Below are 23,148 nucleotides of genomic sequence, written 5' to 3'. Positions count from 1 at the left end.
CATCACCCACACCCGCAGCAGCGGCGTCTTCTTTTCAGGATTCGCGGGATCGTCCGGGTCGGCGCGCTTCACCTGCACCGCGAGCCCCAGGATCTGGGCAAACAACATCGCCACCAACAGCGTGACGTTGCGATGGCGCGCGAACAGGTTTTCCATGGCAGGCGTTTCGAGTTTCAGGTTTCGAAGTTTCGAGTGACCGGTTTCGAAACTTGAAACTCGAAACTTGAAACTTACCGGTCACTCCGCCACGAAAACGAGATTTACTCGATCGAGATCTTGCGCAGCAGCTTGAAGTCCGACAGCATCTTCCCCGTGCCCAGCACCACCGAGCACAGCGGGTCGTCGGCGATCGAGACCGGCAGGCCGGTCTCCTCGCGGATGCGCTTGTCCAGGTTCTTCAGCAGCGCGCCGCCGCCCGTCAGCACGATGCCGCGGTCGGAGATGTCGGCGCTCAACTCCGGCGGCGTCCGCTCCAGCGCCACGCGGATAGCGTTCATGATCGTCCCCACGCACTCGCTCAGCGCCTCGCGGATCTCGCTGTCGTCCACCGTGATGGTCTTCGGCACGCCCTCGATCAGGTTCCGACCCTTGATCTCCATCGTCAGCGGCTTGTCCAGCGGATACGCCGAGCCGATCTCGATCTTGATCTGCTCCGCCGTGCGCTCGCCGATCAGCAGGTTATATTTCCGCTTCAGGTAGTTCATGATGGCTTCGTCCATCTGGTTGCCGGCCATCCGCACCGACCGCGAGTAGACGATGCCGCTCAGCGAGATGACCGCGATGTCCGTCGTCCCGCCGCCGATGTCCACCACCATGTTCCCGCTCGGCTCGGTGATCGGCAGCCCCGCCCCGATCGCCGCCACCATCGCCTGCTCCACCAGGTGCACTTCGCTCGCCTTCGCGCGATACGCCGAGTCCATCACCGCGCGCTTCTCCACCTGCGTGATCTCGCTCGGCACCCCGATCACGATCCGCGGATGCACCAGCATCTTCCGGTTGTGCGCCTTCTGGATGAAGTAGTTCAGCATCTTCTCGGTCACCTTGAAGTCGGCGATCACGCCGTCCTTCATCGGCTTGATGGCGACGATGTTCCCGGGCGTCCGCCCGAGCATCTCCTTCGCCTCCTTGCCCACCGCCTCCACGTCGCCCGTGGTCTTGTTGATGGCCACGATGGAAGGCTCGTTCACCACGATGCCCTTCCCCTTCGCGTACACCAGCGTGTTGGCCGTGCCCAGGTCGATCGCCAGGTCGCTGGAAAAGGCGCTGAAGATGGAGCGCAGATTGTGGACGCGCGAGTTGCTCGAGTGGAATCCGTTCCCTGACATGTTTTCGACTTCGCTTCCTTGTTCCTTCGTCGCTTCGGGTCGAGGGCACACCGCAACGCAGTCCGACCGCCTGCTTCTATTCGTCTGTTCTGGTGAGTGGCGCGGCCAGGAAAGACCTACGTTTGCACCCGATTGTAGTACGAATCGAAGCGGCGCTGCACTGCCGAGCCCCGCTCGTTACCTCGAACCCCTCAAACCTGGCCTTGCCCTGGCACGGAAAAACTACTGGATGACGACGCGCTTGGTCTGCGTCGCCACGCCGCCTTTGGCGTTCTGCGCCGTCACCGTGATCACGTTCTCGCCTGTCGGCAGCTGCGGCGTGTAGTACGTGAACGTGCCGTCCTCCGCGACTGCGGGGACCTCCTGCCCGTTCACCATCACGCGCGCCGCCGGTTCCGTCCGCCCATGGATGATGATCACGTGCCCGCGCTGCGCGAAATCGTCCAGCTCGAGCGGCAACTGCACGTCTGCCGACCCTTTCGGGATCACCGTGAACCGGTTCTTCTCGCTCTCGATCGACTCCTTGCCCTTCCCGTCGTAGGCGGTCACCATCCAGTAGTACGCGCCTTCCGCCATGCCGTTGATGGCGACCTCGCTGTCGCTCACCCGCTTGTCGAGCACGGTGGACGAGAAGTACGGGTTCTTGGAGACGCGCACCCGATACCCCACCGCGCTGTCCACCGGCGTCCAGGTGAATGCGACGTTGGTCTGCTTGCCGGAGACGAAGATGGGCATCATGTTCGCCGGCGTGATCAGCGTCGGCGGCCCCAATTCCTTCGTCTTGGTCATGAACTTCGAGTCCGCCTTGAACGCCACCTTCTCGTAGTTGCCGAGCGACACCGTCTCGGTGCCGCGCTTCACTTCGCCGGCGCCCTTGGTCAGCATGATCTCGTGATTGTCGGCGCGCGGGTCGTTGCGCACCTGCGCCGCCGATTGCGGGCCGAAGGTCGCCGTCGCCCCCGCCACCGTCACCTGCGACTTCGACCCGCTCGTCATGTTCGCCGTCGTCAGGTCCACCGTGCCGGTCGTCACCTGCACCGCCACCTGCGTCTGCGCCGACGCATTCGTGGAGTTGTCTTCCACCACGATCAGCGAGTCCTGCTTCACCGTGTAGTTGGTGCCGTCCGCGAACACGATCTTCGCGATCCCTTCCGAGTCCGTGCGGATGATGTCGCCTTTTTCCAGCGGCAGGTTGTAGTCCGCCGTCACCCAGGTGTTGCTGCTGGTCTTCTTCACCTTCACCGTGCCGTCGATGTTGGTGAAGTGCGCCTGCTGCTGCCCGACCTTCGCCGTCTTGCCCGGCGGCTGCTTGCCCGACCACTTGTCGAGCATCGGCCCGAACCAGTTGCCGACCTTGTCGATCCCCGCCTTCGTCTCGGCCGGGAACGCCAGGTACGCGCCGATCCCCACCAGCGCCATGAGCGCAAGGATGCTCAGCGCCACGCTGCGATACGTCAGCGTGATCCATGAGATATGGATGTCGGACTGCTTCTTCGGAGGCACGACCGCGACCCTTCGGTCTCTTGGGGTGAGCAGAGAGTACCACAGCTTAAATTGGGGGTGAATAGTGAATAACCTTCTCGGGATGCGCCCGTCCGGCCCATTTTGGGCTTGATTCATCGGCTTCTTCCACAGCATTCCCATTGCAAGCTGCGCCTGCTTCTGCCACACTGTCCTGCCCCCGAGAATCCTCCAGCAAGAGACATGGCAGACCTCCAGAACCGATGCGGCAGCCCGCTCGCACTTTGCGGGAGGCCTTCATGAGCACCACCGAGCGATTCCCGGTGACCGGACACCGCCCCGGCGTGGCGAGCGGCTTGGCGCGCTTGAGTGCGGTCATCGACCGCCTTCCTGCCGCCTTCTTCAGCCGCGCCAACCAGCTGATCATCGACGCCCTGCTCTCCTTGGGCACGCTGTGGTTCGCGTACCTGCTCCGCTTCGACGGCGTCGTCCCGCGCGACCAGCGCGCCATCATGTGGTCCTGGCTGCTCCTGCTGCCCTTCCTGCGCCCCGCGCTGATGTGGGCGCTCGGCGGGTACGACCGCATCTGGCGCTACTTCAGCCTGCGCGATGCCTTCGTGCTCGCTTTCTCCTCCGCTGCCGCCACCGTCGTCATGCTGGCCGCACGGCTCGGCTTCGGCAGGACCCTCTGGTTCTGCAGCCTGCCGTTGACCGTCATCGCCATCGAGTACCTGCTGTATCTTGCCGGCGGCACCATGGTCCGCGCCCTGCGCCGCGTCACCTTCGAGACCTCGCGCGCCGGGGGTCCTGTCCTGCGCGCCCTCCTGGTCGGCGGCCCCGACCATCTCGCCGAGGCTCTGCGCCGCGTCAGCTCGTACACCGACCTGAAGATCGTCGGACTGCTCGCGCCCGACGCCCAGGTCCAGGGCCTGCGCATCGGCGGCTTCCCGGTCATGGACGAGCCCGCCGCCCTCGCCCGCATGCTTACGTCCCACTCCATCGACGCCGTCCTCATCGCCGATGCCGGCATTCCGTCGCTCGGCGAGCTCGTCTCCACCGCCACCGAATTCGGCGTCGACGTGCGCCTGCTCCCCAGCACCCACAGCGTCTTGAGCGGCGAGGTCCGCACCCACGTCGCCACCACCGCGGAAAAAGTCTTTGCCCACAGCACCGCCGCCGCGCTGGCTCCCGCCCATCCCGAGGTCGTCGCCGCGTTCAACGAGCGCGTCGTCCTCGTCACCGGCGCCGGCGGTTCCATCGGCTCCGAGCTCGCTCGCCAGGTCGCCAATCTTCCCGTCCGCCAGCTCATCGTGCTCGACCAGGACGAGAACTCCATCTTCGAGGTCCACCGCGAGATCACCGAGGCCGGCCCCGTGCCCCTCGTCCCCATCGTCGCCGACATCCGCGACCGCAGCCGCATCGACCGCCTGTTCGCCCTCTACCGCCCTCACATCGTTCTCCATGCCGCCGCCTACAAGCACGTGCCCGTGATGGAGCACAACTGCTCCGAGGCCGTCCTCAACAATGTGTTCGGCACGCGCGTCGTCGCCGAGGCCGCCGAGCGCTACCAGGCCGAGCGCTTCCTCATGATCTCCACCGATAAGGCGGTGCATCCCTCCAGCGTGATGGGCGCGACCAAGCGCGTCGCCGAGCTGCTCGTGCAAAACGCCGCCGCGCGCCGCGTTCGCACCCGCATGGCCTGCGTCCGCTTCGGCAACGTCGTCGGCTCCCGCGGCAGCGTGGTTCCCATCTTCCTCAAGCAGATCGCCGAAGGTCAGCCCGTCACCATCACCGACGAGAAGATGACCCGCTACTTCATGACCATCCCGGAAGCCGTCCACCTCGTCCTCCAGGCGGTCACCCTCGGGTCCAACGGCGACATCTACATGCTCGACATGGGCGACCCCATGCGCATCATGGCGCTCGCGAAAAAACTCATCGAGCTCTCCGGACTCCGTCCCGACATCGACATCCCCATCCGCATCGTCGGCAGCCGGCCCGGCGAAAAGCTCCACGAGCAACTCTGGCCCGCCGACGCCGAGATCGCGCAGACCGCTTTCTCCCGCGTCATGGCCGTGAAAGCTTCCCCGCCGCCCGACGGCTTCAGCGAGGCGCTCGCCGCCCTCGAACAGAAAGCCCGCGAAGGCGACGACGAGGTCGTCCGCGTCCTGCTCCGCGAGTTGCCGATCGGCTATGGCGAGCCCGCCCGCGCCACCGCCGCCGTCGCGAATTAGGTCTTAGTTCGGGATTCCCATTCCGGGAACTAACTCCCCCAACACCTCTCCGCCTTGCTCTAACCCCTTTGCTTTCTTCGCCCGGCTTTGGCCAGCGAACTGCACTACATCAACTCGTCATGACCATCCATTCGCTCGCTCATGCCCTCCCGATTTGGCACGATGAAGGCGCTGCCAAGCCGCACGCCGGCCTCGCGGTGCCGCCGCGCCTCGTCTCCACCCGCGCCGAGCTCCGCGTCTATCTTCGCCACCGCCGCCGCGCCTGGCGCTCATCGCTCCTGGCGCTCGCCCTCGGCGCCGCTTCGGTCGCCTGCTGGGCCTACACCCTCTCGCAACTCGGCTGATCGGCGTCGCCGAAGGTTCGAGCCTTCGACCATCACCGCCACCCCTCGTTCCCCCTTCCTCGTTGGACAGGACTCGTGGCGTCTCCAAGAAAAAAGATTCCCTCCGCCTGCCTCCCCTCCTCCCCTTCTCCGGTTGAGGTCTTGCTGTTAGGTCTTCTCGGCCGAGTCGCTCTTCCCGCAATCCGGACCCATGCGTTACGATGAATGGTTTCCCTGCTGCGAAAGGATCTGTCCGTCCGCATGGCTCCCAAGGTCTACAAGAACCTGATCGGTGGTGAGTGGGTCGAGACCCGCTCCAAGCGCACCCACAAGAACACCAACCCCGCGGACACCCGCGACGTCATCGGCGTCTTCCCGCACTCCGACGCCTCCGACGTCGAGGCCGCCGTCGCCGCCGCCAGGAAAGCCTTCGAGTCCTGGCGCCTGGTGCCCGCCCCCAAGCGCGCCGACGTCCTCTTCCGCGCCGCCCGCATCATGGAGGAGCGCAAGGAGCAGTACGCCAAGGACATGACCCGCGAGATGGGTAAGGTCCTGAAAGAGACGCGCGGCGACGTCCAGGAAGCCATCGACACCCTGTACTTCATGGCCGGCGAAGGCCGCCGCCTCTACGGCTTCACCACGCCCTCCGAGCTTCCCAACAAGGCGGCCATGGCCGTGCGCATGCCCGTCGGCGTCTGCGGCATGATCACGCCCTGGAACTTCCCCATGGCCATCCCGTCGTGGAAGCTGCTGCCCGCCATCGTGTGCGGCAACACCTGCGTCATCAAGCCCGCCGAGGACACGCCGCTCTCCACGCTCAACCTCGTGCAGTCGCTGATCGACGCCGGCCTGCCCAAGGGCGTCATCAACATCGTCTTCGGCTCCGGCAAAGACGTCGGCACGCCCATCGTGCAGCATCCCGACGTGCGCGCCATCAGCTTCACCGGTTCCTCGGAAGTCGGCCGCCTCATCGGCACCATGGCCGCCGAGCAGTACAAGCCCTGCTCGCTCGAGATGGGCGGCAAGAACGCCATCATCGTGCTCGACGACGCCAACATCGACCTCACCGTCGACGGCGTCCTCTGGGGCGCCTTCGGCACCACCGGCCAGCGCTGCACCGCCACCTCGCGCGTCATCGCGACCAAGAAGGTCTACGAGCAGCTCGCCGACAAGGTCGCCGCCCGCGCCAAGAAGCTCAAGATCGGCAGCGGCCTCGACGAATCCGTCGACGTCGGCCCGCAGATCAACCAGTCCCAGGTCGAGACCACCGAGCAGTACGTCGGCATCGGCAAGAAGGAAGGCGCGAAAGTCCTCATCGGCGGCAACCGCCTCGCCGCCGGCGGCTACCAGCACGGCTTCTTCTACGAGCCCACCGTCTTCGTCGGCGTGAAGAACAACATGCGCATCGCGCAGGAGGAGATCTTCGGCCCGGTCGTCAGCATGATCCAGGCCGATTCGCTCGAGCAGGCCATCGACTACTCCAACTCCGTCGTTTACGGCCTCTCCACCGCCATCTACACCAAGGACATCAACAAGGCCTACCGCGCGATGCGTGACCTCTACGCCGGCATCACCTACGTGAACGCTCCCACCATCGGCGCCGAGGTGCATCTCCCGTTCGGCGGCGTGAAGGCCACAGGCAACGGCCACCGCGAGGGCGGCGTCGGCGCCATCGACTTCTACACCACTTGGAAAGCGATCTACGTCGACTACTCCGACAAGCTCCAGCGCGCGCAGATCGACACCGGCGAGTAGCCGGAACTCTCACATCGCAAAGGCAGGCAGCAATGCTCATCGGAGTCCCGAAAGAGGTGAAGGACCACGAGTCGCGCGTCGGCATCGTGCCCTCGGGCGTCAAGGCCCTGGTCGACGCCGGCCACCAGGTCATCGTCGAGACCAAGGCCGGCGCGCTCAGCTCCATGCCCGACGCCGACTACAAGGCCGCCGGCGCCTCCATCGCCGCCACCGCCGCCGAAGTCTGGAAAAAAGCCGACATGGTCGTGAAGGTCAAGGAGCCCATCGAGAGCGAGTTCCAGTTCCTCCGCGACGGCCTCACGCTCTTCACCTACCTCCACCTCGCGCCGCTCCCCAAGCTCACCGACGCGCTCCTCAAGAACAACGTCACCGGCATCGCCTACGAGACCATCCGCGACAAGAACAACACGCTCCCGCTCCTCACTCCCATGTCGGAAGTCGCCGGCCGCATGTCCGTCCAGGTCGGCGCGTCCTACCTCGAGAAGGAAAAAGGCGGACGCGGCGTCCTGATGGGCGGCGTCCCCGGCGTCCCCCCCGCGCAGGTCGCCATCATCGGCGGCGGCGTCGTCGGCACCAACGCCGCCAAGATCGCGCTCGGCATGGGCGCCGTCGTCACTCTCATCGACCTCAACCTCAATCGCCTGCGCGAGCTCGACGACATCTTCAACGGCCGCCTCTACACCGTCGCCTCCAACTCCTACACCATCGCGAAAGCCACCCGGCACGCCGACCTCGTCATCGGTGGCGTGCTCATCCCCGGCGCCGCCGCGCCCAAGCTCGTCACCCGCGCGATGGTGAAGGACATGAAGGAAGGCGCCGTCATCGTCGACGTCGCCATCGACCAGGGCGGCTGCATCGAGACCGCGCGGCCCACGACGCACTCCAATCCCGCTTACGTCGAGTTCGGCGTGGTGCACTACTGCGTGACCAACATGCCCGCCGCCGTCCCGCACACCTCCACGCTCGCGCTCACTAACGCCACCTACCCCTACGTCATGAAGCTGGCGCTGCACGGCGCGAAGAAGGCCATCGAGATGGATCCCGGCCTCAAGGAAGGCGTGAACACATATAAAGGACACATCACCTACGCCGCCGTCGCCGAATCCCAGAAGAAGAAGTCCAGGGCCGTCGGCGACCTGCTCTAGCGACCTGTTGATGATGGGTCATGCTGAGGAGCGTCGCGAGCGCGCGCTTTCTCCGGCGCGCGAGCAGTGACGAAGCATCTTGGTTTCCCGCATTAGAAGAGGCCGCGCCTCGGCTCGGCCTCTTGCTTTCAATCAGCGCTCATGCGCGCGGGCGCCCGAAGAACAACACGTACCCGTCAGCGTCCTTGAGCTCGAATCCCCGCAAGCCATCCCCCGTATCCTGGAGCGGCTCGGAGAACTCGACCTGGCGCGACGCGAACTCTTCCGCCAGCGCATCCGGATCGGGGACATGGACGTACGCGTCCCAGCGGGCGATGCCTTGCTTGACGTCTCGCGTATAGTTCGGCACCGGTTCGACGCCGACGGCCTTCAACATGAGCATCGCGGCGCCGCGCCGGACGATGCCGAAGAAGATGTCGTCCGGTTCGGGCCCCTGGAACGTGACCTCGAACCCGAGGCGGTCGCGATAGAACGCCAGCGCGGCCGGGACATCCTTCACGATGAACAGCGGCGCGATGCCGGAGATCGCCGGTCTTGTCATGGGCGTCCTGCCCCGTTCTTCCTAGAAGTGGATCCGGAACGTCGCGTCCACTCGCCGCGGCGTCATCAGGTAGTACTGCGCGTCGCCCAGCTCGCTCTCCGCCACCGGGTCGCGCGCGTCGCCCAGGTTCCGCGCATCCACGCGCAGCTCCCACCTCCGCGTGCGATACCCCGCGCTCAAGTCGAACGTCGCGAACCCATCCGCCGGCGCCGTGTTGCGCTTGTTGAGGAACCGGTCGCCGGTGTAGTTCACCGACACCCCGCCCAGGAATCCCTTCACCGGCGCGTACATCACGCCGAACGACGCCAGGTGGTTCGCCGACATCTCCAGCCGGTTCCCGCCGAGCTGCACGTTCCCGCTCCCAAAGTCCTGGACGAAATCCACGAAGTGCGCGTCGTGGTAGCTGTAGCTGGCGCGCGCGATCAGGTCGCTGCGGAAGTAGTACGCGCCGCCGGTCTCGAATCCCTGGAAGCGCGACTTGCCGCCGTTGATCAGCGCCGGCACGCCGCCGTTGTCCACCGGCATCACCAGGTTCTCGAAGTTCATCAGGAAGCCGCTGGCTTCCAGCTCCACGCGCCGGTCGAAGAAGCGCGCCTTCATGCCGCCTTCCACGCTGCGCGCCGTCTCCGGCTTCAGGATGAGGTCGCCCTCGCCCTCTTCTTCCTCGCCGATGCCGAAATCGATCGCCGCCGGCTTGAACGTGTCGCGGTACGTGGCGAACAGGTGCAGGTCGTCCTGCCCGCTCTGCCACGCCGTGAAGATGGCGCCCACGTTCGCGCCGCCGCGCACGTTCGCCTGGCTGCCCGACGCGACCTCGCCCGCGCCCATGTCGTTGATCGTCTTGCGCTCGCGCGTGAAATTCAGCCGCCCGCCCACGTCGATGCGCAGCCGCTCGAACGGACTCCACTCCACCTGCGCGTACGGGCCGACGAAGTCGCGGTCGTCGTCGATGTGGAAGTCGAGGTCCGCGGGCTGCGGCACGAAGACGGGCGTCCCGTCGAGCAGCGCCTCGTAGTCGAAGTCCGCGCCCCGCGCGCGCCCGCTTCCGTGCTGGTAGTCCGTCCCGAACACGAACGTCACGCCACGCGGATACCGCCGCGTCCAGTGCGTGTCGAAATAGATGTCCGTCAGGTTCAGCTTCTCGCGGACGCCGTGCGCCTCCCCGTCCGGGTCCGGCGCCGGAAACTCCTCCAGGAACCCGCGGAAAAAGTCCTGCCGCGCGTGCGACACGCTCGCCGTCGTGTACCAGTGCCACTCCTGGCCCCACGGGCGGTCGAACCCCGTCATGAACGTGAAGCGATGGTCATTGAGGAACGCGCCCGCCGGGTTGTAGTTCGCATCCACCGGCGAGACCAGCTCCGTGCCCTCGCGCAGCCGCGGGCTCGCCGGCGCCTGGTCCAGCCAGTTGATGTCGCTGTTGAACCAGAAGCGCGTCTCCGGACTCCATTTGCGCTCCAGCCGCCACAATCCGTGGCCGCGCGCGAACGACGTGCGGTCGTCTTCGAATCCCTGCCGCTCGCCTTCCAGCGTCAGCCGCGACTTCCAGTCGTCGTTGAGCGGGACCGGGAACGAGATGCTCCCGCCGCCGCTCGCCCAGCTCCCGCCGTACAGCGTGAGCGTGCGCTCGGTCGAATCCGCCGGCTGCCGCACCACATTGATCACGCCGACGAACGACGTCGCGCCGTAGCTCACCGGCGCCGGCCCGCGCATCACCTCGATGCGCTCCACGTCGCTCATCGTCAGCGACGTCAGCGCCGGATTGAACGCGCCGCCCCACGGCACGCCGTCGACCGCCAGCAGGAAGGCGTCGAACTCTTTCAGCCCCCAGAACTCCGGCACCGACCCTGCCGGTCCCCCGTCGCCGCCCGGTACGACCGCCACGCCCGTCGCCTGCGCCAGCGCCGTCGGCAGGTCGCGCGCCGCGCGCGCGCTCAGCTCGTCCCCGCCGAACACCTGGATCGCGCCCGGCACGTCCGCCGGATCTTCTGCCAGCTTCGTCGCGACGACTTCCACGCGCTGTTCCACCATCTGCCGGTCCGGCATCACGATCTCCACGTTCACCGGCTCGTCGCCCTTGACGTTCAGCTCGTACTCCACCGGCATCAGCTGCGGCGCCGTCGCGCGGATCTCCCAGTCGCCCACTTCGACGTTCTCGAACTGGTAGCGCCCTTCGTCGTCGGTCTGCGTGGTCTTGCGGTCGACGCCGCGCGAGCGCAGCGTGACGGCGGCGCCGCGCACCGGCTTGCCGCTCTTGTCGGTGATCACACCGCTCACGGTCGCACTCTGCGCCACCGCCGTGGCGCACAGGAACAGCAAGGAAAGGAGGAAGCTGAAGAGTCTCTTCACGAGCAAACCTCAGGATCGGCAGGTAGTAGCACTGCTACAGCAGGCAGAGAGTATACCTGACACTCGTCACAATGCGCTCCTAGGTCATTGACCACCAGTACGTTAACGGAAATGTCAGCCCACATTCGCGCCTTGACGAACAGCAGCAGCTTGCGTAGCATCGTCGCACTCAGGGCCGTTCTTGCTTCCCTGTTGTGGGGTCAAGGGAAACAGCCCGATCTCACCAACTTGAACCGGAGGAACTGAATGTCTCAGTTTTCCCCTCGACATCGGTATGTCTTGGCGTTGTTTGTTCTTTGCCTCATGGCAGCGGCGCCGCTCATCTATGCGACTCACTCCTGGGGCGGCTATCACTGGGCGCGCACCAGCAACCCTTTCACGCTCAAGGTCGGCGATAACGTCGATTCCAAGTGGGATTCGTACTTGAACACGACGATCGCGGACTGGAGCGCCTCGGACGTAGTGGACATGGTAAAGGTCACCGGCGGAACCAAGCCGCGCAATTGCCGTCCGACCACGGGCCGCGTCGAGGTTTGCAACTCGACCTATGGCAACACCGGCTGGCTGGGCGTTGCCTCCATCAACATCACCGGGGGGACGCACATCACTGCCGGCACCGTGAAGCTGAACGACACCTACTTCAACACGGCGACCTACAACACTCCGGCGTGGCGCAACCTGGTCTCCTGCCAGGAAGTCGGCCACACCCTCGGCCTCGACCACCAGGACGAGAACTTCAACAACGCGAACCTCGGCACCTGCATGGATTACACCAACGACCCCAGCACCAACCAGCACCCGAATTCGCATGACTACGCCGAGCTCGACATCATCTACAGCCACCTCGACAGCTCCACGACGGTCGGCCAGACGGTGAGTCAGCCCGCCGCCATGACAGGCATGGACCTCGACGGTCCCGGTCAGTGGGGCCGCCTGGTGCACCAGTCGGCCGACGGACGCATCTCGGACTACGTGCTGGACTTCGGCAACGGCAACCGGATCGTCACGCACGTGATCTGGGCCGAGCCGCGCGGCAACGCGCACCAGTAGTCCTTTTCCGCTTCGGGCCGCGTCTTCGGACGCGGCCTTTTTCTTTCACCCACGTGATCTGGGCCGAGCCACGCGGCAACGCCCGCCAGTAGCAGATGGTTGTCTTCGGGCCGCGTCTTCGGACGCGGCCTGCTTCACTTGTGGAACAATGAGCGGCGGGGGGTTTGCCATGCTTCGCCTCGTCTCTCTTCTTGCCGCTCTCTCCGCCCTGTCGCTTGCTCTTTCGGCGCAGACCGCTGGCGGCATGCCGACCTTGGAAGCCGCGCGGTTCACGCGCTTGGAGCAGCGTCTCAGCCAGGCCGTCGCGCAGCGCGATCTGCCGGCGCTGCACACCCTCCTTGCTGACGATTTCGAGTTGCGCGACGCGGCGAATAGCAGCGAGCTCGTCCTGCGCGATGAATGGCTGGACCTCGTCAGCGGCGGCACTGCGTCAGCCGCCTGCGCGCCCGCCGAGGTGATGCCCCGCCCCTTCGGCGACACCGCCGCGGTCAGCCTGGTCTGTACGGCCGGCGCCGAGCGATACTTCCTGGTCGACCTCTGGCGACGCCAGGGTTCGGAGTGGCGGCTGGCCGCGCGCTACCGTTCTCCGGCGCCGCCGGCTGCCGCCGAGACCCACACGAAACATTAAGGAGGCTGCTCTCTTGAAACGCCCGTTGCTTGTCGCGTTCTATTGCCTCGCGCTGCTTCCCTTTGCCGCATCGCAGTCCGCTCCCGACTCCGATGTGCGCGCCACCGTCGCCACCTTCGAGCGCGGCCTCAACCAGCGCAAGCTCGCCCTCATCGAATCCGTCGTCGCCGAGGACCTCGTCGTCTTCGAGAACGGCGAGCGCAACGACGGCTGGAAGGATTTCCGCGACAACCACCTCGTCCCCGAGATGCAGGAGCCCGCGCCCGCCGGCGCCACCACCGAACTCGTCCGCATCAAGGCCACCGCCGACATGGCCTGGGCCTATTCGAAGACGACCTTCGAATCGACCCGCCGCGGCCAGAAGCGCGCGGTCACCCTCTGGTCCGCCTACGTCCTCGAGCGCCGCGGCCAACAGTGGAAGATCGTCCTGCTCGACTGGAGCATCGGCAGCCGCCCTCTGCCCTAGCGCCTTCACCACGCCGGGCCGTGCCCTCGGGCCCCGGCCCCGGTATCCGCCCGCGCCAACGGCTAGGCCTACTTTCTTCTTTTTCCCCCTGCGGGGATGGGGTATAAGGAGGCGCTCCCCCGGATCGTGCGCCGCTCGCGCCTCTCTCGCGCCGTGCCGCGCCCGGAGCGTTCGGACCTGATGGCCGAGAAGGACATCTCCCCGACATCGAAGTCGCGCTCGTCCGCGGGCGCGACCGCCTCTGCCTCCTCCGTGGTGGCTGCCCTGTCCGGCGTGCGCGAGTTCGACAGCAAGTTCGAAGCCGTCGCCGAGACCGCTCCCTGCGCCATCTTCATCTATCGCGGCGACACCTTCGTCTACGGCAATCCCGCCGCCGTCACCATCACCGGCTATGACCTGCCCGAGCTGATGGGCATGCGCTTCTACGACCTCGTCCACCCCGAGTTCCGCAAGTTCATCATCGAGCGCGCCGCCGCGCGCCAGCGCGGCGAGCTCGAGACCTCCCGCTACGAGCTCCGCGTCCTCCCCAAGGACGGCTCCGAGCGCTGGGTCGACCTCACCGCCACCCTCATCAATTTCGACGGCGCCCCCTCCGTCCTCGGCATCGCCTTCGATATCACCGAGCGCAAGCAGGCCGAGCAGCTGCAGCAGGCCCTCTATCGCATCGCCGAGACCGCCAGCTCCGCCGAGGACCTGTCCGCCTTCTACACCTCCATCCACCAGATCCTCGGCGAGCTCATGTACGCGCGCAATTGCTACATCGCCGTCTACGACCCCGCGCGCGACCAGCTCTCCTTCCCTTATTTCGTCGACGAGGCCGATCCCTGCCCCGCCCCGCGCCCCCTCGGCAAGGGCCTGACCGACTTCGTCATCCGCACCGGCAAGTCCCTGATGGTCACGCCGGAGACCGTCGGCGCCATCCTGCAGCAGCGCGAGATCGCGCCCGTCGGCACCTTCGCGCAGGACTGGATCGGCGTCCCGCTCAAGTCCGGTGACCGCACCTACGGCGCCCTCGTCCTCCAGAGCTACGAGCCCAACCACCGCTTCGGCCTGCGCGAGAAGGAAGTCCTGAACTTCGTCTCGCAGCAGCTCGCGCGCGCCATCGAGCACAAGCGCAACCAGGAAGCCCTGCGCGAGTCCGAGGAGTGGCACCGCCTCGCCTTCGAGCGCAACCTCGCCGGCGTCTACCGCTCCACCATCGACGGCCGCCTGCTCGACTGCAATCTCGCCTTCGCCCGCATCTTCGGCTACCAGACCCGCGAAGAGATGCTCGCCCAGCCCGTGCACAGCATCTACTTCGACCCCGCCGAGCGCGAACGCCTCATGGACCGCCTCCTCAAGGTCGGCATCCTCACCGCCTTCGAGATCCGCCTCAAGCGCAAGGACGGCTCCCCCGTCTGGGTGCTCGAGAACATGAACGTCGTCAAGTCGCCCGACGAGCGCTCCACCCAGCTCGAGGGCACGCTCATCGACATCAGCGAGCGCAAGAACGCCGAGGAGCGCCTGCGCGTCAGCGAGCAGCGCTATCGCGAGCTCATCGAGAACGCCAACGACATCATCTACACCCAGGCTCTCGACGGCCGCTTCCAAAGCATCAACAAGGCCGCCACGCGCGTCACCGGCTACACCCCCGAAGAAGCCGCCGGCATGGACATCGCCCAGATCGTCGCGCCGGAATACCAGGCGCTCGCCTTCGAGCGCATCGCCCGCAAGGCCGCCGGCGAGAACATCGACACCCCATACGAGATCGCCATCATCGCCAAGGACGGCCGCCGCGTCTGGCTCGAGATCTCCACCCGCCTCGCCTTCGAGAACGGCCAACCGGTCGCCGTCGAAGGCATTGGCCGCGACATCACCGCGCGCAAGCTCGCCCAGCAGGCCCTCAAAGAGAGCGAGACGCGCTTCCGCGCCGTCGCCGAGACTGCTTCCATCGCCATCTTCATCTACAAGGGCGACCGCTTCCATTACGTCAATCCCGCAATGGAGCGCGTCACCGGCTACTCCCGCGAGCAGATCCTGCAGAAGACCGTGCTCGACATGGTCCATCCGGATTTCCGCGACCTGGTTGCGCAACGCGCCCGCGCCCGCCAGCACGGCGAGCCCGTCCCCGCGCGCTACGAGTTCAAGATCATCCGCCAGGACGGCGCCGAGCGCTGGCTCGACTACTCCGCCGGCGTCATCGAGCTCGACGGCGACACCGCCGTCCTCGCCACCGCGCTCGACATCACCGAGCAGAAACAGGCCGAGCGCGCTCTTTCCCAGAGCGAGCAGCGCTTCCGCTCCCTCGTCCAGAGCTCCTCCGACATCATCGTCGTCCTCGACGCCCACGCCGTCATCCAGTACGCCAGCCCCTCGGTCGAGCGCCAGCTCGGCGTCATGCCCGAGGTCATCGTCGGCAAGTCCGCCTTCCAGTACGTCCATCCCGACGACCACGCGACCGCGCTCGCCGCCTTCCAGCAGGGCATCAACAGCCCCCAGGGCGGCCCCGTCATCGAGATCCGCCTGCGCTACGCCGACGGCACCTACCGCATCTTCGAGTGCATGAGCAACCGCCAGTACGAGGGCGAAGCCCTCGGCGGTCTCATCGTCAACGCCCGCAACATCACCGAGCGCCGCCAGTCGGAAAAACTTCAGTCCGCCCTCTATCGCATCGCCGAGACCGCCAGCTCCGCTCAGGACCTCGACGCGCTCTACGCCGAGATCCACGACATCCTCAGTCAGCTGATGTACGCCCGCAACTGCTACATCGCCCTCTACGACGCCGCCACCGAGACCGTCAGCTTCCCCTATTTCGTCGACGAAGAAGATCCGCCGCCGCAGCCCCGCAAGGGACGCCGCGCCCTCACCGAGTACGTCATCCGCAGCGGCCACCCCCTGCTCGCCACCCCCGAAGAGCTCGAGCGCCTCGTCGAGCTCGGCGAGGTCGACCGCGTCGGCGCTCCCTCGCTCGACTGGATGGGCGTCCCACTCAAGTCCGGCGACACTACCTTCGGCGTCCTCGCCCTCCAGACCTACGAGGCCAACATCCGCTACGGTGAGAAGGAGAAGGAGATCCTCACCTTCGTCTCCCGCCAGATCGCCAGCGCCATCGAGAGCCGTCGCATCCAGGACGCCGTGCGCGAGAGCGAAGCCAAGTTCCGGGCCGTCGCCGAATCCGCCGCCACCGGCATCTACATCCACAACTCCGAGCGCTTCCTCTACGTCAATCGTGCCAGCGAGCTCATCTCCGGCTACACCCGCGAAGAGTTCATGCGCATGCACCCCTTCGAGCTGGTGCATCCCGACTTCCGCCCGCTCCTGATCGAGCGCGCCGCCGCCCGGCTCCGCGGGGAAGACCCGCCCAGCGCCTACGAGTTCAAGATGGTCGCCAAGAACGGCGACGAAAAGTGGCTCGACTTCTCCGCCGCCACCGTCCAGTTCGGCGGCGAGCGCGCCATCCTCGCCACCGCCGTCGACATCACCGAGCGCAAGCGCGCCGAAGCCCTCCAGGCCGCCCTCTACCGCATCGCCGACAAGACCTCCACCGTCGAGGACCTCAACCAGCTCTACCGCGAGATCCACAAGATCGTCGGCGAGCTCACCTTCGCCGGCAACTTCTACATCGCGCTCCACGACGCCCTGTCCAACACCATCACCTTCCCCTACGCCGTCGACGAGATCGACGAGTTCCCCGCCCCCCACCAGCCCGTCCCCGCCGGCAAGGGCCTCACCGAGTACGTCATCCGGACCGGCCAGCCGCTGCTCGCCACCCCCGAGGTCTTCGACGGCCTGCTGCGCCGCGGCGAGGTCGAGGCCGTCGGCGTCGATTCCGTCGACTGGCTCGGCGTCCCCCTCAAGAAAGGCAACCAGACCTTCGGCGTCCTCGTCCTCCAGAGCTACAACGACAAGTTCCGCTTCACCGAAAAGGACAAGGAGATCCTGCACTTCGTCTCGCAGAACGTCGCCTCCGCCATCGAGCACAAGCGCAACGAGGAAGCCCTCAAGGCCTCCGAGGCGCGTTATCGCTCGCAGGTGCAGAGCGCCGTCTACGGCATCTACCGCTCCAGCGTCGAGGACCGCTTCCTCGACGTCAACCCCGCGCTCGTCCAGATGCTCGGCTACGACACCGCCGACGAGCTGCTCTCCGTCTCGCTCGCGCGCGATGTCTACGACGATCCCGAGGACCGCGCCCGCCTCATCCGCCAGTACCGCCACACCAACCGCGTCGAGAGCGAGCAGGTCCGCTGGAAGAAGAAGGACGGCACGCCCATCAGCGTCCGCCTCAGCGGCCGCGCCATCCTCAAGACCAACGGCGAGGTCGAGGCCTTCGAGATGATCGCCGAAGACGTGACCGAGCGCCACGCGCTCGAAGAGCAGCTCCGCCAGTCGCAGAAGATGGAAGCCGTCGGCCGCCTCGCCGGCGGCGTCGCCCACGACTTCAACAACCTGCTCACCGTCATCAAGGGCTACAGCGAGCTCATGCTCGACCAGCTCGAGGCCGCCGACCCCATGCGCGCCGAGGTCGAAGAGATCCAGCGCGCCGCCGACCGCGCCGCTTCCCTCACCCGCCAGCTGCTCGCCTTCAGCCGCCAACAGGTCCTGGCCCCCAAGGTCATCGACCTCAACACCGTCGTCGGCAACATGGACAAGCTGCTCAAGCGCCTGCTCGGCGAAGACGTCGACCTGTTCACCGTGCTTGATCCCAAGATCGGTACCGTGCGCGCCGACCCCGGCCAGGTCGAGCAGGTCATCATGAACCTCGCGGTCAACGCCCGCGACGCCATGCCCAAGGGCGGCAAGCTCACCATCGAGACCAGCAACGTCGCGCTCGACGAGGGCTACGCTCGCGAACACGCTTCCGTGAAACCCGGCAACTACGTCATGATCGCCGTCTCCGACACCGGCATCGGCATGGACGCGGTCACCAGGTCCCACGTCTTCGAGCCCTTCTTCACCACCAAGGAGCTCGGCAAGGGCACCGGCCTCGGCCTCTCCACCGTCTACGGCATCGTCAAGCAGTCCGGCGGATACATCTGGGTCTACAGCGAGCTCGGCATGGGCACCACCTTCAAGGTCTACCTGCCCCGCGTCGACGCCGCCGCCGAGGTCCTGAAGCGCGCCGTCTCCTCCGACCCGCACCGCGGACATGAGACCGTTCTGCTGGTCGAAGACGAAGACGGCGTCCGCGCCCTCATCCGCCAGGTCCTCCACCGCAACGGATACACCGTGCTGCAGGCCAGCCACGGCGGCGAGGCGCTCCTGCTCTGCGAGCGCCACGAGGGCAAGATCGACCTGCTGCTCACCGACGTCGTCCTCACCCAGATGTCGGGCACCGAGCTCGCCCAGCGCCTGCTCCAGATCCGCCCCGAAATGCGCGTCTTATATATGTCCGGCTACACCGACGAAGCCATCGTCCAGCACGGCGTCCTCTCGCCCGGAACCTCGTTCCTCCAGAAGCCCTTCACCAACGAGTTCCTCGCCCGCAAGGTCCGCGAAGTCCTCGACGCCCCGCCCGCCTCCCGATCCGCTAAAGCCTAGCTCCGGCTCCTCTGTGTCTCTGTGGTGGATGTGGGTTTTTCTGCCAACCGCCGCGCCTCGCGAAACACCTTCGCGAACATCGCCTTCGTCAGCTTCCCCGTATTGGTGTTCTGCATCGACGGATGATACGAGCACAACACCGTCCTTCCATCCGGCATGAGGTGGCGCACGCCATGCCCGAACGCGTAATCCGCTTTCCGGAACTGGAACCCACGCCGCCGCAGATGCGCCAGGTATCCGTCGAACGCGATCTTCCCCAACACGACCACGACACGCACCTGCTGAAGCCCCGCCAACTCGCGATCCAGGAAGCTGGAGCAGTTCGCCAGCTCCTCCGGCGTCGGCTTGTTCGCCGGCGGCGCGCACCGCCCCACCGACGTGATCCACGCACCCGTCAGCTTCATCCCGTCATCGCGCCGGGTCGCCTCCGCCTGCGACGCGAATCCCGTCTCGTGCAGCACCGGATACATGAAGTACCCCGACCCGTCGCCCGTGAACGGCCGCCCCGTCCGGTTCGACCCATGCGCTCCCGGCGCCAGTCCCAGGATCAGCACCCGCGCGTCGACGTCGCCGAACGCCGGCACCGGCTTGCCCCAATATTCCTGGTCGCGATACGCCCGCCGCTTCTCCCGCGCGACCTTCGCGCAATGCTCCCGCAGCCGCGGACACCTCTCGCACGCCACGATCTCCGTATTGAGTTTGATCAACCAGGCAGGCGACGACATTGTTCGTATTTTAGCGGAGGTCATCCCGAGCGAGTCCGCCGCGGCGGACGAGTCGAGGGACCTGCATTTTCCTGCCTCCTCCGTCTCTCCGTGTCTCCGTGGTGAATCTCCCCCTCGTTGACCGCGCACGACGCCCAACCTTATATTCATAAGGTTACGCATCATCCAGAACGCCCTCCTGAAGGACGCCCTTTTGACCTCACCCGAGACCCCCTCCAACGCCTGCCGCCGCGAGCTCGCCATCGAGGTCCCGGCCGCCGACGTCAAGCGCGAGACCGAGACCATCGTCCAGAAGTACTCCAAGCTCGCCCGCATCCCCGGCTTCCGCAAGGGCAAGGTCCCCACCGGCGTCGTCAAGAGCCGCTTTGCCGACGAGATCCGGCAAGAAGTCGTCGAGGCACTCATCCCGCGCGCCTTCCGCACCGAGGTCGAGAAGCAGAAGCTCCAGCCCATCTCGCAGCCCCAGGTCACCGAGCTCAAGATGGAGGAGGGCGAACCGCTGCGCTTCAAGGCAGCGTTTGAGGTGCTTCCCGACATCGAAGTCTCTGGTTACCAGGAACTCCGGCCCGAAAAACCCGACACCAAGGTCGACGAGGCCGAAGTGGACGCCGCCCTGAACCAGCTCCGCGAACAAGCCGCCACCTACCAGACGGTCGACGACCGCGCGCTCGCCCACGGCGACTTCGCCGAGGTCAGCTTCAACGGCCAGCCCAAGGAAGATCCCGCCGCCAAACCCGTCACCGTCGACGAGGTCCTGGTCGAGGTCGGCGGCGAGAACACCGTCAAGGAGTTTTCCGAGAACCTCAAGGGCGCCAGGGCCGGCGAAGACAAGACCTTCGACGTCGCCTACCCCGCCGATTTCGGCGACCAGCGCCTCGCCGGCAAGACCATCACCTACAACGTGAAGGTGAAGTCGGTGAAGCAGAAGCACACACCCGAGCTCTCCGACGATTTCGCCAAGGAGGTCGGCAACTTCGCCTCGCTCGACGCGCTCCGCAAGCAGGTCCGCGAGAACCTCGAGCACGAGAAGCAGCACCGCGCCGAGCACGAGGTGCGCGAGAAGGTCATCGACCAGCTGGTCGAGAAAAACGACTTCCCCGTCCCCGACTCGCTCGTCGACCGCGCCATCGACGCGCGCCTCGAGCGCGGCCTGCGCGCCCTCGCCATGCAGGGCATGCGCACCGAAGACATGCGCAAACTCGATTTCCAGAAGCTCCGCGCCGGCCAGCGCGACGCCGCCGTCCGCGAGGTCAAGGCCTCCCTCATCCTCGACAAGATCGCCGAGAACGAGAAGCTCGAGGTCTCCGACGCCGACGTCGACAAGGAGATCACCATCATCGCCTCGCAGTCGCAGCAGCCGGCCGAACAGGTTCGCGCCCGTTTGACCAAGGAGGGAGCCCTCGATAGAATCCGTGACAGGATCCGCAACGAGAAAGCTCTCGAGTTTTTGTTGAACCGCTCCGCGTAGTCGTTAGCGGGCGACTCGCCCGCCGCAGCTCGCGGACCTTTTACTCTCCCGCCCCCAGCCTCGCGCGGGAGAAGTGTAGGCAGTCGCTACTTAAGGAGATCCTCATGGCTCTGGTCCCCATGGTCATCGAGCAGACCAGCCGCGGCGAGCGCGCGTACGACATCTATTCCCGCCTCCTCCGCGACAACATCATCTTCCTCGGCACTCCGGTCGACGACACCATCGCCAACCTCATCATCGCCCAGATGCTCTTCCTCGCCGCCGAGGACCCCGAGAAAGACGTCTCGCTCTACATCAACTCCCCGGGCGGCTCCATCACCGCCGGCATGGCCATCTACGACACCATGCAGTTCATCAAGAACGACGTCACCACCATCTGCATCGGCCAGGCCGCCTCCATGGCCGCCCTGCTGCTCTGTGCCGGCGCCCCCAAGAAGCGCTTCGCCCTCCCCAACAGCCGCATCCTCATCCACCAGCCCTCCATGGGCGGCTTGAGCGGCCAGGCCACCGATATCGACATCCACGCCCGCGAGATCCTCCGCATGCGCGAGATAACAAATCAGCTTCTCGCCAAGCACACCGGCCAGAAATTAGATAAAGTAGAGAAAGACGTGGAGCGCGATTTCATCATGAACGCGCAGCAGTCCAAAGAGTACGGCATCGTCGACGACATCATCGTTTCCCCGCGATGAACCGCACGGCGATTGGGGACGGGTTAAGGTAGGAGGGGTTCACTGTGAAGACCCGCACGGGTTCGGACGAGACGCTACGCTGCTCGTTCTGCCATAAGTCGCAAGACGCCGTCGCCAAGCTCATCTCTTCGCCCAGCGATTACCCGCGCGCCTACATCTGCGACGAGTGCGTCGCCGTCTGCAATTCCATCCTGGAAGACGACCGCGCCGAGACCCACGCCGCCGCCGCCCCCAATCACCTGCCCAAGCCTCCCGAGGTCAAGACCTTCCTCGACGAGTACGTCATCGGCCAGGAGCAGACCAAGAAGAAGCTCGCGGTCGCCGTCTATAACCACTACAAGCGTATCCACATGAACCGCCAGCGCACCTCCGACGTCGAGCTGGCCAAGTCCAACATCCTGCTCATCGGCCCCACCGGCACCGGCAAGACGCTGCTCGCGCAGACCCTCGCCAAGATGCTCGACGTCCCCTTCGCCATCGTCGACGCCACCACGCTCACCGAAGCCGGCTACGTCGGCGAAGACGTCGAGAACATCATCCTCAAGCTGCTGCAGGCTGCCGACGGCGACGTCGGCCGCGCCCAGACCGGCATCATCTACATCGACGAGATCGACAAGATCGGCCGCAAGGACGAGAACCCCTCCATCACCCGCGACGTCTCCGGCGAAGGCGTGCAGCAGGCCCTCCTCAAGATCCTGGAAGGCACCGTCGCCAACGTCCCGCCGCAGGGCGGACGCAAGCACCCGCACCAGGAGTTCACGCCCGTCGACACCACCAACATCCTGTTCATCTGCGGCGGCGCCTTCGTCGGCCTCGAAAAAGTCATCGGCCGCCGCGTCGGCAAGAAGACCATGGGCTTCCGCACCCCGGGCGCCGACGCCAAGCAGCAGCCCGCGCAGCAGGAAGAGGTCCGGCCCGACCGCCGCGACACCGAGATGCTGCAAAAGGTGCAGCCCCAGGACCTCATCAAGTTCGGCCTTATCCCCGAGTTCGTCGGCCGCCTGCCCGTCGTCGGCGTGCTCAACGACCTCGACGTCGACGCCCTCATCGAGATCCTCACCAAGCCCAAGAACGCCATCATCAAGCAGTACCAGCGCCTCTTCGAGTTCGAGAACGTGAAGCTCAAGTTCTCCGCCGACGCCCTGCGCGCCATCTCCAAGGAAGCGCTCAACCGCAAGGTCGGCGCCCGCGGCCTCCGCATGATCCTCGAGGAGCTCATGCTCGACCTCATGTACCACCTGCCCAGCCAGAAGAAGATCAAGGAATTTGAGGTGACCCAAGAAATGGTCGAGAACAGGGACATCTCAATCGCTCAAATGGAGAAGGCAGGCTAGGTAGCCTTTAGGCCAAGGTGGCGGGAGAGGTCCGGATAGGGACAATAAGGTTTACGTGGCGGCAGGCGCCTCGCCTGCCGCTCTTGTTTTGGAGCGCTGGCCTCCAGGCCGGCAGGCGCACGGGCATCTTGCCCGCGC

16 protein-coding genes are annotated in these 23,148 nt (G+C 65.9%); 11 read left to right on the top strand and 5 right to left on the bottom strand.

Annotated elements, in window-relative coordinates:
* Positions 1 to 260: 260 nt before the first annotated feature.
* Both VLA96_14325 and VLA96_14320 read right to left on the bottom strand, forming a co-directional pair.
* Positions 261 to 1,325 (bottom strand): rod shape-determining protein, encoded by a 1,065-nt coding sequence (locus VLA96_14325; protein HSE50379.1) that lies wholly within the window; start codon positions 1,323 to 1,325, stop codon positions 261 to 263.
* A gap of 222 nt (positions 1,326 to 1,547) precedes the next feature.
* Complete coding sequence (locus VLA96_14320) at positions 1,548 to 2,828, bottom strand: hypothetical protein (GenBank protein ID HSE50378.1); 1,281 nt, start codon at positions 2,826 to 2,828, stop codon at positions 1,548 to 1,550.
* A gap of 257 nt (positions 2,829 to 3,085) precedes the next feature.
* On the opposite strand from VLA96_14320, the gene VLA96_14315 reads away from it, so the two are divergent.
* The 4 genes from VLA96_14315 to ald all read left to right on the top strand — a co-directional run bounded on the left by VLA96_14315 (position 3,086) and on the right by ald (position 8,243).
* Positions 3,086 to 5,020, top strand: a complete 1,935-nt coding sequence (locus tag VLA96_14315; GenBank protein HSE50377.1) for a nucleoside-diphosphate sugar epimerase/dehydratase — start codon at positions 3,086 to 3,088, stop codon at positions 5,018 to 5,020.
* A 119-nt stretch (positions 5,021 to 5,139) separates the two neighbouring features.
* Entirely contained in the window at positions 5,140 to 5,364 is a 225-nt protein-coding gene (locus tag VLA96_14310; protein HSE50376.1) for a hypothetical protein, read from the top strand.
* Between the two features lie 240 nt (positions 5,365 to 5,604).
* Positions 5,605 to 7,098, top strand: coding sequence for an aldehyde dehydrogenase family protein (locus VLA96_14305; GenBank protein HSE50375.1), 1,494 nt, complete (start codon positions 5,605 to 5,607; stop codon positions 7,096 to 7,098).
* 32 nt (positions 7,099 to 7,130) lie between these two features.
* The gene (gene ald, locus VLA96_14300) at positions 7,131 to 8,243 is read left to right on the top strand and encodes an alanine dehydrogenase (GenBank protein ID HSE50374.1); all 1,113 of its coding nucleotides are present in this window, start codon (positions 7,131 to 7,133) and stop codon (positions 8,241 to 8,243) included.
* Between the two features lie 139 nt (positions 8,244 to 8,382).
* On the opposite strand, the gene VLA96_14295 is transcribed toward ald, so the two are convergent.
* Positions 8,383 to 8,784 (bottom strand): VOC family protein, encoded by a 402-nt coding sequence (locus tag VLA96_14295; protein ID HSE50373.1) that lies wholly within the window; start codon positions 8,782 to 8,784, stop codon positions 8,383 to 8,385.
* Between the two features lie 21 nt (positions 8,785 to 8,805).
* Positions 8,806 to 11,130, bottom strand: a complete 2,325-nt coding sequence (locus VLA96_14290) for a TonB-dependent receptor (protein ID HSE50372.1) — start codon at positions 11,128 to 11,130, stop codon at positions 8,806 to 8,808.
* A gap of 303 nt (positions 11,131 to 11,433) precedes the next feature.
* On the opposite strand from VLA96_14290, the gene VLA96_14285 reads away from it, so the two are divergent.
* From VLA96_14285 to VLA96_14270, 4 genes are all read left to right on the top strand, one after another.
* Positions 11,434 to 12,180 (top strand): hypothetical protein, encoded by a 747-nt coding sequence (locus VLA96_14285; GenBank protein HSE50371.1) that lies wholly within the window; start codon positions 11,434 to 11,436, stop codon positions 12,178 to 12,180.
* A gap of 169 nt (positions 12,181 to 12,349) precedes the next feature.
* Positions 12,350 to 12,808 (top strand): nuclear transport factor 2 family protein, encoded by a 459-nt coding sequence (locus tag VLA96_14280; protein ID HSE50370.1) that lies wholly within the window; start codon positions 12,350 to 12,352, stop codon positions 12,806 to 12,808.
* Between the two features lie 13 nt (positions 12,809 to 12,821).
* The gene (locus tag VLA96_14275) at positions 12,822 to 13,274 is read left to right on the top strand and encodes a nuclear transport factor 2 family protein (protein HSE50369.1); all 453 of its coding nucleotides are present in this window, start codon (positions 12,822 to 12,824) and stop codon (positions 13,272 to 13,274) included.
* A gap of 180 nt (positions 13,275 to 13,454) precedes the next feature.
* Positions 13,455 to 18,791, top strand: a complete 5,337-nt coding sequence (locus VLA96_14270; GenBank protein HSE50368.1) for a PAS domain S-box protein — start codon at positions 13,455 to 13,457, stop codon at positions 18,789 to 18,791.
* On the opposite strand, the gene VLA96_14265 is transcribed toward VLA96_14270, so the two are convergent.
* Positions 18,788 to 19,516 carry a uracil-DNA glycosylase gene (locus VLA96_14265; protein HSE50367.1) on the bottom strand — a complete coding sequence of 243 codons (729 nt, stop codon included), beginning with the start codon at positions 19,514 to 19,516 and terminating at the stop codon, positions 18,788 to 18,790. The genes VLA96_14270 and VLA96_14265 overlap by 4 nt on opposite strands.
* A gap of 193 nt (positions 19,517 to 19,709) precedes the next feature.
* Here VLA96_14265 and tig point away from each other — a divergent pair, with 193 nt between their 5' ends.
* The 3 genes from tig to clpX all read left to right on the top strand — a co-directional run bounded on the left by tig (position 19,710) and on the right by clpX (position 23,010).
* Entirely contained in the window at positions 19,710 to 20,984 is a 1,275-nt protein-coding gene (gene tig / locus VLA96_14260) for a trigger factor (protein ID HSE50366.1), read from the top strand.
* Between the two features lie 104 nt (positions 20,985 to 21,088).
* Positions 21,089 to 21,676, top strand: a complete 588-nt coding sequence (gene clpP, locus VLA96_14255) for an ATP-dependent Clp endopeptidase proteolytic subunit ClpP (GenBank protein ID HSE50365.1) — start codon at positions 21,089 to 21,091, stop codon at positions 21,674 to 21,676.
* Positions 21,677 to 21,720: 44 nt separating this feature from the next.
* Positions 21,721 to 23,010, top strand: coding sequence for an ATP-dependent Clp protease ATP-binding subunit ClpX (gene clpX / locus VLA96_14250; protein ID HSE50364.1), 1,290 nt, complete (start codon positions 21,721 to 21,723; stop codon positions 23,008 to 23,010).
* Positions 23,011 to 23,148 lie beyond the last annotated feature (138 nt).

Source organism: Terriglobales bacterium (genome assembly GCA_035457425.1).
In the GTDB taxonomy this organism is placed as follows: domain Bacteria; phylum Acidobacteriota; class Terriglobia; order Terriglobales; family Acidobacteriaceae; genus JACPNR01.
The sequence above is the reverse complement of the archived record's forward strand: the minus strand, read 5'-3'. Positions and strand labels throughout refer to the sequence as shown.

Excerpts from the sequence above, each read along its gene's own strand:
- VLA96_14325 (HSE50379.1), bottom strand. The coding sequence starts at position 1,325 with ATGTCAGGGAACGGATTCCACTCGAGCAACTCGCGCGTCCACAATCTG.
- VLA96_14315 (HSE50377.1), top strand. The coding sequence starts at position 3,086 with ATGAGCACCACCGAGCGATTCCCGGTGACCGGACACCGCCCCGGCGTG.
- VLA96_14310 (HSE50376.1), top strand. The coding sequence starts at position 5,140 with ATGACCATCCATTCGCTCGCTCATGCCCTCCCGATTTGGCACGATGAA.
- VLA96_14305 (HSE50375.1), top strand. The coding sequence starts at position 5,605 with ATGGCTCCCAAGGTCTACAAGAACCTGATCGGTGGTGAGTGGGTCGAG.
- ald (HSE50374.1), top strand. The coding sequence starts at position 7,131 with ATGCTCATCGGAGTCCCGAAAGAGGTGAAGGACCACGAGTCGCGCGTC.
- VLA96_14295 (HSE50373.1), bottom strand. The coding sequence starts at position 8,784 with ATGACAAGACCGGCGATCTCCGGCATCGCGCCGCTGTTCATCGTGAAG.
- VLA96_14285 (HSE50371.1), top strand. The coding sequence starts at position 11,434 with ATGGCAGCGGCGCCGCTCATCTATGCGACTCACTCCTGGGGCGGCTAT.
- VLA96_14280 (HSE50370.1), top strand. The coding sequence starts at position 12,350 with ATGCTTCGCCTCGTCTCTCTTCTTGCCGCTCTCTCCGCCCTGTCGCTT.
- VLA96_14270 (HSE50368.1), top strand. The coding sequence starts at position 13,455 with ATGGCCGAGAAGGACATCTCCCCGACATCGAAGTCGCGCTCGTCCGCG.
- VLA96_14265 (HSE50367.1), bottom strand. The coding sequence starts at position 19,516 with ATGTCGTCGCCTGCCTGGTTGATCAAACTCAATACGGAGATCGTGGCG.
- clpP (HSE50365.1), top strand. The coding sequence starts at position 21,089 with ATGGCTCTGGTCCCCATGGTCATCGAGCAGACCAGCCGCGGCGAGCGC.